Annotated in this window: 13 protein-coding genes; 12 read left to right on the top strand and 1 reads right to left on the bottom strand. The window is 66.1% G+C overall.

The window, feature by feature from the left end:
* The first annotated feature begins 70 nt into the window (after window positions 1-70).
* From ABEA50_RS18195 to ABEA50_RS18145, 11 genes are all read left to right on the top strand, one after another.
* Window positions 71-1447 (top strand): MFS transporter, encoded by a 1377-nt coding sequence (locus ABEA50_RS18195; RefSeq protein WP_345496747.1) that lies wholly within the window; start codon window positions 71-73, stop codon window positions 1445-1447.
* Entirely contained in the window at window positions 1437-1856 is a 420-nt protein-coding gene (locus tag ABEA50_RS18190) for a MarR family winged helix-turn-helix transcriptional regulator (protein ID WP_345496746.1), read from the top strand. The genes ABEA50_RS18195 and ABEA50_RS18190 overlap by 11 nt, the downstream gene beginning before the upstream one ends.
* A 264-nt stretch (window positions 1857-2120) precedes the next feature.
* Complete coding sequence (locus tag ABEA50_RS18185) at window positions 2121-2930, top strand: MlaE family ABC transporter permease (RefSeq protein ID WP_345497135.1); 810 nt, start codon at window positions 2121-2123, stop codon at window positions 2928-2930.
* The gene (locus tag ABEA50_RS18180; RefSeq protein ID WP_345496745.1) at window positions 2930-3790 is read left to right on the top strand and encodes an ABC transporter permease; all 861 of its coding nucleotides are present in this window, start codon (window positions 2930-2932) and stop codon (window positions 3788-3790) included. Before ABEA50_RS18185 ends, ABEA50_RS18180 begins: the two co-directional genes overlap by 1 nt.
* Window positions 3791-3816: 26 nt before the next feature.
* Entirely contained in the window at window positions 3817-4836 is a 1020-nt protein-coding gene (locus ABEA50_RS18175) for an MlaD family protein (RefSeq protein ID WP_345496744.1), read from the top strand.
* Window positions 4833-5843, top strand: coding sequence for an MlaD family protein (locus ABEA50_RS18170; protein ID WP_345496743.1), 1011 nt, complete (start codon window positions 4833-4835; stop codon window positions 5841-5843). The genes ABEA50_RS18175 and ABEA50_RS18170 overlap by 4 nt, the downstream gene beginning before the upstream one ends.
* Window positions 5831-6937, top strand: a complete 1107-nt coding sequence (locus tag ABEA50_RS18165) for an MlaD family protein (RefSeq protein WP_345496742.1) — start codon at window positions 5831-5833, stop codon at window positions 6935-6937. Before ABEA50_RS18170 ends, ABEA50_RS18165 begins: the two co-directional genes overlap by 13 nt.
* Window positions 6937-8058, top strand: a complete 1122-nt coding sequence (locus tag ABEA50_RS18160) for an MlaD family protein (RefSeq protein ID WP_345496741.1) — start codon at window positions 6937-6939, stop codon at window positions 8056-8058. Before ABEA50_RS18165 ends, ABEA50_RS18160 begins: the two co-directional genes overlap by 1 nt.
* On the top strand, window positions 8055-9146 hold the full coding sequence (locus ABEA50_RS18155; protein ID WP_345496740.1) for an MlaD family protein: 1092 nt from the start codon (window positions 8055-8057) through the stop codon (window positions 9144-9146). The genes ABEA50_RS18160 and ABEA50_RS18155 overlap by 4 nt, the downstream gene beginning before the upstream one ends.
* Window positions 9143-10102: an MlaD family protein gene (locus ABEA50_RS18150; RefSeq protein WP_345496739.1), complete on the top strand. Its 960-nt coding sequence runs from the start codon at window positions 9143-9145 to the stop codon at window positions 10100-10102. The genes ABEA50_RS18155 and ABEA50_RS18150 overlap by 4 nt, the downstream gene beginning before the upstream one ends.
* 17 nt (window positions 10103-10119) lie before the next feature.
* A complete protein-coding gene (locus ABEA50_RS18145; protein ID WP_345496738.1) occupies window positions 10120-11103 on the top strand; it encodes a hypothetical protein in 984 nt (327 codons plus the stop codon).
* A gap of 82 nt (window positions 11104-11185) precedes the next feature.
* Here the strand turns inward: ABEA50_RS18145 and ABEA50_RS18140 are convergent, their stop codons facing one another.
* Entirely contained in the window at window positions 11186-11359 is a 174-nt protein-coding gene (locus tag ABEA50_RS18140; RefSeq protein ID WP_345496737.1) for a CsbD family protein, read from the bottom strand.
* A gap of 199 nt (window positions 11360-11558) precedes the next feature.
* Here ABEA50_RS18140 and ABEA50_RS18135 point away from each other — a divergent pair, with 199 nt between their 5' ends.
* A complete protein-coding gene (locus ABEA50_RS18135) occupies window positions 11559-12377 on the top strand; it encodes a hypothetical protein (RefSeq protein WP_345496736.1) in 819 nt (272 codons plus the stop codon).
* Window positions 12378-12615 lie beyond the last annotated feature (238 nt).

Below are 12615 nucleotides of genomic sequence, written 5' to 3'. Positions count from 1 at the left end.
CGCACCCGCAGCGGAAGCGACCCTTCCGGCACGTTTGCCAAGCTAATAGTTGTGAGCACACAATAGTTGTGTGCCTACAACCGTTGGTGAGTTGACGACGCGTCGCAAATACCTCGTCCTCGCAACCTGCTGCCTGAGCCTGCTGATCGTCTCGATGGACTCGACGATCGTGAATGTCGCGATCCCCGCGATCCGCGGCGACCTGGACGCGCCCATGTCGCGGCTGCAGTGGATCATCGACATCTACACCCTCACCCTCGCCAGCCTGATGATGCTCTCGGGCGCGGCCGCCGACCGGATCGGCCGCCGTCACGTGTTCCGCATCGGCTTGGCCACCTTCGCTGTCGGATCCCTGCTGTGCAGCCTCGCGCCCACCGTGGAGACCCTGATCGGCGCACGCTTCCTCCAGGCCATCGGCGGCTGCATGCTCAACCCGGTGGCGATGTCCATCATCACCCAGGTCTTCACCGGTCGCGTCGAACGGGCGCGTGCGATCGGGGTGTGGGGCGCGGTGGTCGGTATCTCGATGGCACTCGGCCCCACCGTCGGCGGCGTGCTGATCGACGCCTTCGGCTGGCGCGCGGTGTTCTGGATCAACCTGCCGATCTGCGCGGTCGCTCTGATCCTCACCACATTCTTTGTGCCGGAATCGAAGTCGTCCACCGTGCGCGGCGTCGACCCCATCGGCCAGGCGCTGGCGATCGGCGTCCTGTTCGCCGCGGTCTTCGGGCTGGTGGAAGGCCAGCCGATCCTGTTCGCACCCGCTGTCATCGGACTGGTGATCTTCGTACGCTACGAATCGCGACGCGTCGACCCCTTCATCGATCCGCGATTCTTCCGTAGCGTGCCGTTCGCTTCCGCCACCGTGATCGCGGTCTTCGCGTTCACCGCCCTCGGCGCATTCCTGTTCACCTGCTCGCTGTATCTCCAGAACGTTCGGCACTATTCGGCGGTACACACCGGTCTGCTCTATCTCGCCATGGCGGGCGCCATGATGATCTTCTCGCCATTGTCGGGTCGGCTGATCGGGCGCTACGGCACCAAATTGCCGCTCGTCGCCGCCGGAGTGCTACTCAGCGGCGCCGCCCTACTGCTCACACGACTCGGCCCCGATACGCCGGTGTGGCAACTCGTCGTCACGTTCGCGATCTTCGGCATGGGATTCGGTCTGGTGAACGCGCCCATCACCAACTCGGCGGTCAACGGCATGCCGCAGGAGCGAACGGGCGCCGCCTCCGCGCTCGCCTCGACCAGTCGACAGGTGGGCGTCAGCATCGGCGTCGCGCTGTCGGGGGTGCTGCTCGGCGCCGACCTGTGGTGGCTGATCGCGGGGCTCACCCTCGGCATCGTCATACTCGGGTTCGTCTCGAATACGCAGTGGGCCCTGAGATCTCGTGATCGGGTCGCCCCGCTCCTGGAACAAAAGGTCGCCACGCATGCCGGATGACACACCACACCCCGACGAGGTGTGGGCATTGATCACCCACCTGGTGTTCGACGCCCGCGACCCGTGGCGGCGCGCGGTCGCCGAGCGAACCGGGTTGCCGTTCAGCAGGATTCGAGTGCTGAAGCGGCTGCGATCGGGGCCGAGGACGGTCAAGGAACTCGCGCACGCGGCCGCGATGGACGCGCCCGCCGCCACCGTCGCGGTCAACCAACTGGAGACACGGGGACTGGTGGTGCGCGAGGTCGATCCGCGCAACCGTCGTAGCAAACACGTATCACTGACCGACGAGGGCCGCGCGACAATCGAACTGGCGTTGGCGACTCCGGATCCGGCGCCCGCGTCGATCGCCGCGCTGCCCGCGGCGGATTTGCGCCGGTTACACCAGATTCTGCGCAAGACACAGGACTGAGCGCGGCGCCGGTTCGTGGCGCCGTCATTCGTCAAGTTGAGTATTCGAAGACCGTTCGCCGCAGCGCAATCGCGAACGGCTGTGCTCTGGGACACACCGATCACTCGGATTTTGTGAACGTTCAGGGATGACACCCCGACCTCGTGGGAATAAATTCTACGGGAAGTCGAAACACGCCTGTCTCACGAACACCGAAGCTCGGAGGTGCCAACGGTGGCAACAGAATTCGCCGACTCGGCAGCCGCCACAGCACCACCGCCCACGCTGCGGCAAACGATCAGCCGCAACTTCTTCGACACCATTGTCTCCGCGCTACGAACCTTCGGCCGCGCCGTCGACGTGGCCAACCAGTCGGTCACCGGAGCGTGCACCGACCTGGTGCGTGGCCAATTCCAGTGGCGCGAAGCACTTTTGCAGGCGTGGCGACTGGTCACCGTCACCGCGATCCCCGCAGTACTGATCGCCATCCCGTTCGGCGTGATCGTCTCGGTGCAGATCGGCAACCTGATCCACACCCTCGGCGCCGACTCACTCGTCGGTGCGGCGGGCGGCCTCGGCGTGATCAAACAGGGCGCGCCGATGGCGACCGGCTTCCTGCTCGGCGGTGCCGGTGCCGCCGCCATCGCCGCCGACCTCGGCGCACGCACCATTCGCGAAGAGATCGACGCGCTGAACACCATGGGTATCAACCCGATTCACCGCCTGGTCATCCCGCGCATGGCGGCGATGCTGCTGGTCGCACCGCTGCTGAACATCCTGATCATCTTCGTCGGCGTGCTCGCCGGTTACGCCGTCGCGATCACCGGGCAAGGCGTCACCCCCGGCAGCTACTGGGCCACCTTCGGTTCGTTCACCCAGGTAGCCGATATCTGGATGTCACTGCTGAAAGCGGTGATCTTCGGCTTCCTCGTCGTGGTGATCGCCTGCCAACGCGGCTTGGAAGCCAAGGGGGGTCCACGCGGTGTCGCCGACGGTGTCAACGCCGCGGTGGTGCTGTCGGTTGTCGCGATCGTGGTGGTGAACCTGGTACTCACCCAGGTCACCGCCATGTTCCTCCCGGTGAGGCTGGCCTGATGACCGCTACCCCGTACACGCCGAGAGGCTTCGGCAAGCTGACCGTGCGCGTCCGCCGATTCTCCGGCGGACCGATCGAATCCCTCGGCTTCATCGCGGTCTTCGTCTGGCAAGTACTTTCGGCGATTCCGTTGACGCTCATCAAGTATCGCGCGGAAACGATGCGCGCGATCACGAACATGACCTGGGGTCGCGGCTCGATCATCGTCGGCGGTGGCACCGTGCCGATGATGATCGTGCTCGGCATGGTGATCGGCGCCTCGGTCGGCGTCGAGGCCTTCGCCACCCTCGACATGCTCGGCATGGGCCCGGTCACCGGCGTCGTCTCCGCCTTCGCCACCACGCGTGAACTCGCCCCGATCGCCGCCGCCATCGGCTTCGCCGCACAGGCGGGCTGCCGCATGACCGCCGAGATCGGTTCGATGCGGATCAGCGAGGAGATCGACGCGCTCGAGGCGCTCGGTCTGCGGTCGGTTCCGTTCGTGGTCACCACCAGGGTGATCGCCGGGGCCATCGCCATCGTGCCGACCTTCCTGATCGCGCTGATCCTCAGCTACGTCGCGTGCCGAGGGCTGATCACGTTGATCCACGGGCAATCCGCCGGCGTCTACGACCACTACTTCTTCCAGTTCGTCACCGGATTCGACGTGATCGCCGCGGTGATCAAGGTCGCGGTCTTCGCCACGGTGGTGATCCTGATCCACAGCTACTACGGCTTCTTCGCGACCGGTGGTCCCGAAGGCGTCGGCATCGCGTCCGGCAGGGCCGTACGCAGCAGCTTCGTCGCGATCATCGCGATCGACATGGCCGCAACGCTCCTGTTGTGGGGTTTCAATTCGGCCATCAACTTCACGGGGTAGATATGCCGACATATGGAATGCCAGGAGTGGCAGCGAACAAGAACAGCGCGCGCGGTGTCGGCGCGGCCATCGTCGCGGTGGTCGCGGTGGTCGCCGTCGGTGCCACGGTCTATCAGAACGTGCGTCCCGAAGAGGGAATGCCGGTCACGTTGCACACCCAACAGGTGGGCGACGGCGTGGTCAGCGGCACCGAGGTGCGCTTGGACGGTGTGCAGGTAGGCGAGGTCACCGACGTCGTCCCCGACACGCCAGGCACGCAACGAATCTCATTGCGTCTGGACAAGTCTCGGCTGTTCGACATCGACGACAGCCTGCACATCGACTACTCCCCCGCCAACTTCTTCGGCATCAGCGAACTCGAATTGCGCCGTGGCGAAGGCGGTTCCCCGCTGCGACCGGACGCACTGATCGAACTCACCGGTCGCGACGCCGAGCGGGTATACGACGCGACGCTCGGCGCGATCCTGCGCAGCCTGTCCCAGGTCGGTGACAACATCCTCACCCCGGACACGTTGGCGGTGCTCAACCGCTTCTCCACGGATCTGCCCGAGTTCACGCCGCTGCTGGAATCGATCATCGTCGCCTCGCGGACCGTCGTCGAGAAGCAGACGATCAACCCCTCCCTGATGCTCGGCCAATTCGGCTCGGCACTGGACGGCGGCGCCGACATCATCGACTCGACCGTCAAGGTGATCGACCTGATCTACCGGAACAAGGCGCTGCGCGAGAGCCGCGACAAGGTCGACTCCGGCATCGACATGGTGACCGATCGGCTGCTGCCGAACCTGGAGCAGACCCTGAATGTGGCCGGAACCCACTTCGCCGGCTTCACCGACATGCTCGCCCCCGTACTGGCGATGCTCGCGGGCACGGTGCCGACGCCCGAACAGTCGAGTGCCGACCTCAGGGCGATGGTCGAACACTTCGAGTCCGCCTTCGCCGACACACCCGACGGCAAACAACTGAACGCGTCGGTCGAGCTGCGCGGCATCCCCGTGCTCGCGGACATGCTGCCGTTCCCACCCGCAGACGGAGGCCCCCGATGATCACGTCCGCACGCGGAGCCGCACTGCGTCTGGTCCTGTTCGCGGCGGCGATGGTGGTGGTCCTGCTGGCCGTGATCACCGCCATCCAGCGGCCGGTTTCCGGCGACACCAACGCCCGCGACGGGTTGTTCACCGATGCCAACGGCCTCAAGGTCGGCGACGACGTGCGCATGTTCGGCGTGCAGGTCGGCAAGGTCGAAGGCATCGACCTGGACGGAACACAGGCGAGGGTCCGGTTCACCCTGCGCACCGATTCCCACCTCTACGACAACAGCAAGCTGGCCATTCGGTACCAGAACCTCACCGGTCAGCGCTACGTCGACCTCCAACAGGATCCCAAACCGGGCGCCGAATTGCCCAAGGGCACCACCGTGACCGCCGACCACACGGTGCCGTCGTTCGACGTGACCTCGTTGTTCAACGGCCTGCAACCGGTGCTGGCGACGCTCTCGCCGGAATCGCTCAACCAGCTCACCACCAGCCTGCTCGCGGTGATCGAAGGCGACGGCACGGGTATCGGTCCCGCGATGGAGGCGATCGGCAAGCTCGGCTCCTACGTCGGCGACCGGCAGCAGGTGATCGCGACGCTGGTGCACAACATGTCCATCGCAGCCGACAAGATCGGCGGTCGCTCACCCCAGCTGGTCACCTTCCTCGGCAATGTGACCCAGGTGTTCACCGCACTGCGCGAGAACGTCGTCGGCCTGATCGATTTCGCCCTCACCGCGCCACCGGTGCTCGACCCGGCCAATCGGTTGCTCGCGACCCTCGGCCTCACCGAGAAGACCAATCCGGACATCGACCACATCCTGAAACTGCTGATCCCCGATCCGCAGATGGTCGTCGATGTGCTGGCCAGGCTGCCCGCGTTGCTCTCGGCGCTCGACAACTCCATTCCGAGCAACGGTCCCGGCGCGAAGCCGGTGTGCAGCAAAGGAAATGCCGACGTGCCCGGAGCGCTGCAAGTGCTGCTGGCCGGACAGAGGGTATCGATATGCAAAGGGTGAAACCACCGGCCCGTGCGAAGGACGGCGAGCCACGCAAGCTGTTCACGACGCCGCGGCGCTGGTCCCAGCGTGTCGCGTTGCCGACCGAGTCCGCACTGCATCGTCGCGAACTGCGGGTCGGCCTGGTCGGCGCACTGCTGGTCGCCGCGATCCTGCTGGGGGTTGGCGCGCTGTATGTGCTCCCGGTCGGCAAGACCACCTACACCGCCGAACTGTCCGAGGCGCAATCGGTGAAGCCCGGCGACGACGTGCGCCTCGCCGGTGTCTCGGTGGGCTCGGTCACCGATCTCGACCTGCGACCCGACCGGGTCCTCATGCATTTCACCGTCGACAACGACGTCGATCTCGGGGACCAGACCTCCCTCGATGTCCGCATGCTCACCATCGTCGGCGGTCACTATGTGGCGGTATTCCCTGCCGGAACAGGGAAACTCGGTGACACGCCGATTCCCGCCGAACGAGTTCGCCTGCCCTACAGCCTGACCCAGGTCTTCGCGGACGCCACCGAACCCCTGGAGAAGATCGACGGCGCGGTCCTGCGCCAGAATATGGCCGCGCTCGCCGACGGACTGGAAAAGGGGCCCGACAGCCTGCGCCAAGTAGTCGACGGCGCACAGCATTTCGTCGACATCCTGGACAAACAGCGCGCCGACGTTTCCAAAGCCATCGCCATCACCGACGAGTATCTCGGCGCGGTCGATCAGGCCACCGGCAGCCTGCACGAACTGGTCGACGAGGTGAACCTGCTGGAGACCATGCTCACCGACAAGCGGGTCGAGGTCCGCGAAGCCACGCGCACCCTGCGCGTCGTCATCGACCGGGTCGCCGGGCTGCAACCCGCATGGGAGTCGACGCTGAAACCGATGGCCCAGCAATTGGCTTCGGCCCTGGACGAGCTCGAGGACATCAACGGCAAGCTCTCGCACATGCTCGACTCCGTGCACAACGTCGCCCAGAACCTCGGTGGCATGGTGCAGCCCGACAATTCGATGCGGATCGACCAGTCCGGCGCGATCCTCGACCCGCCGGACGGTCTGAACCCCGCCGCGCTGATCGACCGCGTGTGCGTGCCGATTCCCGGGAAGGACTGCTGATGCCGGAGAACTCGGGCGGCGTGCGCCGATTCGTAGGGTCGCGCGGATTCATGTCGACCGTCGGTGTGCTCGCGCTCGGTGCGGTGGTCGCCGTCGGCTACGTCACGGTGCTCGATCCGCCGAAGGACACCGCCTCCTACTGCGCGCTGATGCCCGACAGCATCGGCCTGTACGCGGGCAATCACGTGACGATTCGCGGCATCCAGGTGGGCACCGTCAGCTCCGTGCGCCCCGAAAACGGCCAGGTGCGTGTGGATTTCACGGTCGACGCCGATTACCCGATGCACGCCGACGCCGCGGCCACCACACTCTCGCGCACCATTGTCGCCGACCGCGAACTCGCCGTCCTCGACACTGGTCCGCAAGGGACCAGGTGGGACGCCGCGCAATGCATCACCAAAACCGCGACCCCCAAGAGCATGACCGAGACCTTCGACGCGCTTGGGAAGCTGGCCGACGAGATTCTCGGTGCCGACACCGACGCCCAGCGTCCGCTCGGCCGCGCAGTCAGCGGATTGGATGCCGCCACCGCGGGCACCGGACCCGAACTCAACGAACTGATGCACAAGGTGGCGATCGGCCTGCACGATCCGGACGCGGCGATCGCCCACCTCGCGGGCGCGGTCGGCACGCTCTCGGACGTCTCCAACGGCGTCGCGGGGCACTGGGGTGACATCAAGGAGATGTTGACCCGTCTCGCCCCCGTGCTCGACCAGGCGAATCACGAATTGTTCACCGAGACAGTCGAATTGCTCAACGGCTTCCAAAAAGCACTGCCGATGATCAACGATGTCACCACGATGTTCGGCGGGCCGATCCTCAACCTGCTGGATCTGATGCTCCCGGTCACCCAGTTCCTCGGCGACCACGTCGGCATCCTGGTCGACATCATCAACCTGATTCCGCCGCTGCTGGAGGCGATCCGGCAACTGGTCAACCCCGACCCGAACGCGCCGGGGCTGGTCTACGCGCCACCCAAAGTGGCCCTGCCCGCCGCGCAGGCGACCCAGGTGTGTTCGGCGCTCACCGTCGTCGCGCCGGGATATTGCGCGAACGGACCCGACGGATTGCCCAACATCAATCTGGTTCAACTCGTACTCGGAATGGCGAGGACACGATGACACGTCGACTGCCGCACCGCCATCGACGGCTCGTCATGGCCGCCGCGCTGGCCGCGACACTCACCGCCGGTGGCTGTGGGTTCGACCCCGCCTCGGTCCCCATGCCCGGCGCGGGTGTTTCCGGGGACTCCTACACCCTGCACATCCAATTCGCGAACGCGCTCAACCTGCCCTCCCGTGCCAAGGTGATGGCCGACGGCGCCCAGGTCGGCACCGTCGACCGGGTCACCATCGTCGACCCGGCCAAGTCGCGAAGCGGTACGGGCGGTTATGTTTCGGTCGACGTCGACATCGCGAAATCAGTCGAGCTGCCCGTCGGCACCATCGCCGAGATGCGGCAGAACACCCTGCTCGGCGACCTGCACATCTCGTTGAACGCACCGCACGACGGCGACGGCAGCGTGCTCGCCGAAGGCGACACCATCACACTGGAGCAGACCAGGCCGCCGGTGCAGATCGAGGACTCGTTGGCCGCGACCGCCACCTTCACCCAGGGCGGCGCGTTCACCCGTGTGCAGGAGATCTTCGATCGACTCAATGCCGTTCTGCCGAAGGACCCGAAAGAGACCACGCACATCTTCTCCGTCGTCGGCGCGGACGTGATCGACCTCGCCGACAATATCGACCGCACCGACCAACTGCTCAACGGTCTCGGCGCGGACGCCTCCGTCATGGCCGACAACAGCGATACCTTCGCCGAACTGCTGACCGACGCGGGCGTCGAGCACACCACCAAGGCGGTGCAGTCGATCGTCGACGTGATCGGCGTGCTCGGTGGCCTCGGTGCGGTGGCGCACTCGTTGACCTGGTTGACCCCGATCGCCCAGTCCGGCGACGCGGCGCTGCATGCCTTCTTCCCGTTGGCGTTCACCAGCCGCCCCCTCGACCTGAACGCGCCGTCGAACCTGAACGCACTGGTGGCCCTGGTCCGCGATCAGGTGATCCCGTTCGTCGAGGACGGCTCGAAAGTCAACGTGGTCAAGGTGACCGAAGATGACCCCGAGCATCCCGAGGCCGGTCCGGTCTCCACCGACGACCAGGTGCAACAGATACTCGGAACCCTACGAATGATCGGTGCGGTGCGATGAAGGTCAGCTCCCTGCTCTCGCTCGGCTCGATCGCGGCCATCACGGTGCTCGGCGCCGGGTATCTCACCTTCGGCGTGCTCGAGCAGCACGGATTCGACAACTATGCCGAGACCACGATGGTGTTGCGCGATTCCACCGGCCTGTTCGCCGGGTCGCCGGTACTGCTGAGCGGGATCGAGATCGGCGACGTCACCTCGATCGACCGTACGGTCGAGGGCGTCGTGGTGAAGATGCGGATGGACACCAAATTTCCTGTGCCGGTGTCTAGTTCGGTGACCATCGCGAACCTGTCCGCGCTCGGCGAACCGTATGTGCAATTCGTGCCCGACAGCGATCAGGGTCCGTATCTGCGGGACGGTCAGACCGTCGACACCGAGCAGGTGCGCCTGCCGATGTCGATCCCGCAGATGTCGCAGCTGCTGGGCAGGCTGCTGCGACAACTCGACCCGGGTGCCGTCGGCTCACTGATCCAGACGGTGTCCACGGCCTACGACGGAACCGAGGCGCTGGTACCGAGTTTGGCGCGCTCGACCGACCTGCTGGCCGCCGCACTGGTCGCCGGTGCGCCCACCCTGGGCAATCTGTTCGAACAGCTGCAGAAGATCGCGCCCGACATGAGCTGGACGCAGTCCGCGATGAGCGAGGCCGCACCGAACTTCACCGAATTCGGTGGCAGCGTGGATCAGGTCGCCGACGCGGTGGGGCGCCTGTTCGAGACCGGTGACTCACCGCGGATGTACCTCGAAGGCAATGGCCTGGTGCCCTTCTTGGAGAAGCTCAGAAAGTGGATCGAGGAGGCGGGCCCCGACCTCGCACCGCTCGCACCGGCGCTTACCCCGGTGACGAACGGATTGCTCGCGCTCGCACCACGTCTCGATATCAGCAACATGATTTCGCAAACCCTCGACGGACTCGGCGACCCGGGTGCCATTCGAGTCCGCATCACCGTCAAATAGCGCAGAGGAGCACGTGCATGCCAGCCGAAAACACCGTCGGCACCCCTGATTACGGCGAGGAATCGGCGCAGTCCCCCACGAAGGAAGAAGTAGGCGCCCCGTCGTCGGAAGTCACCGCGGCGGCCGAGGACAGCACTTCCACCGAAAACGACACCGCGGATACTCCGAAGGATGCGGCGGCCGAGGCGAAATCGTCCCCCGAGGGCGCGAAGTCGGACGACACGACGGCTTCTGCGGATGAGAAATCCACTGCCGCGGAAGAATCGGCGGGCGAGAGCAAGGCTGCTGAACCAGCGACGCCCTCGGCCGAGGTGAAGACACCGGATCCGGCGAGCACCACAACGGAAGCTCCTGCGGTACAGGCTGTTTCCACGACGCCCACGGAGACTGTCGAGAAGTCCTCGGCTCCCGCACCTGCCGCACCGAAATCCGAGGCCGACAGCGGCAAGTCCGCCGATGCCGCGCCGAAGCGTCCGTCGCGATCGGTGTCGATCAAGTTGTCGACCGTGCTCGGTGCCGCGGTCCTCGCGGTGCTTGTCGTCGCGCTCGTCGTCGTCACCGCGCTCTGGCGTTCGGCCGCGGGCGACGTACAGGACCGGGAGCAGAAAGCCGCCGACGATCAGCACGCCGAGCAGGTCGCCACCGACTACGCCGTCGGCGCGTCCAATATCGACTACAAGGACGCCGACGGATGGCTGACCAGGTTGCAGGCGAATACCGTCCCGCAGCTGTCGGACAAGTTCAAGGCCACCGCACCCAAGCTGCAAGAGATCCTGGTCCCGCTGAAATGGACCTCGGAAGCGAAGCCGATCGCCGCGAAGGTGACCTCCGACGACGGCGGCATCTACAAGGTCAGTGTGTTCCTCAACGTCAATTCGACCAGCGCGCAGAGCCCCGACGGTGGACGGATGACCGTCACCTACAACGTCACCCTCGACCGCAACGCCGACTGGAAGATCAGTGACGTGGGCGGCATGGACGACGCGCTGCCGATCAAATAACGCCGACACACCGAAACCGCGAGCGGGCGGCGCCGTCTTGGGCGCCGCCCGCTCGCGGTCTGGGTGGAAAGACGACTCGGTCTCAGTGCTTGAAGGCGTCCTTGGCCTTCTCGCCCGCGTCCTTCAGGTTCGACTTGGCCTGATCGGCCTTGCCTTCGTTCTCGCTGTCCTCGTCACCGGTCACCTGACCGAGCTTTTCCTTCGCCTGACCAGCGAGTTCTTCGGCCTTGTTCTGTGCCTTGTCCGCTAAGCCCATGGCAAGCACCTTTCCTCTTGGTTGGCCGGCCTGCTCCATCCAGCCGGTCCGGTAGCGGGTAACCGGGTTGGGACATGACAAACACGCCAGGTCGGATGGCGAAAAAGTCGCAAAATCTCATGGTTGTGACTCATCCGTACGATCCGCGGAACCGAATCAAATGGCAGGAAAAGCCATCGATATCGGAATGAGGTCATTCATGGGTAAACATCGGGCCACGCCACCGGCAGGTCCCTTCTCCCGACGTGCGGCTTCGCTGGTCGTCGCCGGGGCGGTTCCACTGTCGGCCGTCGTGATCAGCGCAGCACCCGCGTTCGCCGATGCTGGTTCGGCCGACGAGTCCGCGCTGTCGCAGTTGCCGTCGGAGGCGCCGACGATGTTCGGGGAAGCCATCGCCGAGCTGCCGAACACCGGCGTCGCCGCGGACCGCAACGACGTCACCGGGTCGCGCCCGGTACCGAACCAGGGTCTCGCGCCCGTCGACCCGCAGGCACTGCACGCGCCGGGCGCCGCAGCGTCGGTGCCCGCCGTCGCGCCGATCGAGGCGCCCGAGGGCAAGCTTCGGATCGGCTCCACCCAGATCGACCGGCCCGTGTTCCTGAACGACGAGCAGTCGGGTCAGATCAACGGTGCCGCCGCCGACACCGAGGCGAACCTCGCGCGGGAACTCGACTCCATGGGATTCGAGCCGAGCCGCTCCGACCGCATCTCGGCCGACACGCTCGGCGGCGCGGCCGTCGGTGCCGCCGTCGGGATGGGTGTCGCCAGCCCGCTGTCGATGACGAGCGCGCTCGTCGGCGGGGTGTCCGGGTTGGTCGCGGGTGTGCCGTTCCTGCCGATCGGTTTGGTCGCCGGTCCCGCGCTCGGCGCGGCGATCGGCTACGGCGTCATCGCGGCGCCCGCGGCAGCGGCCGGTGCCGCGGTGGGTGCGGCGGTCGGTGCGGCCCAGGGGTACACGGCGGCGCCGATCGAGGAAGCGCCGATCGCGCCCGCCGACGCGGCGCCGATCGCGCTGTAAGTACCGGTCTCGTCCGGCGTGTGCGGGTCAGCGCGCCGGACGAGACAGTCCGGTGTTCAGCGACATCACCCACTCGCTGGCTGATCAGCCGTCACGGTAGGCAGACTCAGTCCGCACCACCGCACCACCGCACCACCGCACCACCGCACCACCGCACCACCGCACCACCGCACCACCGCACCACCGCACCACCGCACCACCGCACCACCGCACCACCGCACCACCGCACCACCGCACC

The sequence above is a fragment of the Nocardia callitridis genome (assembly GCF_039543305.1).
Classification (GTDB): domain Bacteria; phylum Actinomycetota; class Actinomycetes; order Mycobacteriales; family Mycobacteriaceae; genus Nocardia; species Nocardia callitridis.
This window is presented reverse-complemented; position numbering and strand designations above follow the sequence as displayed.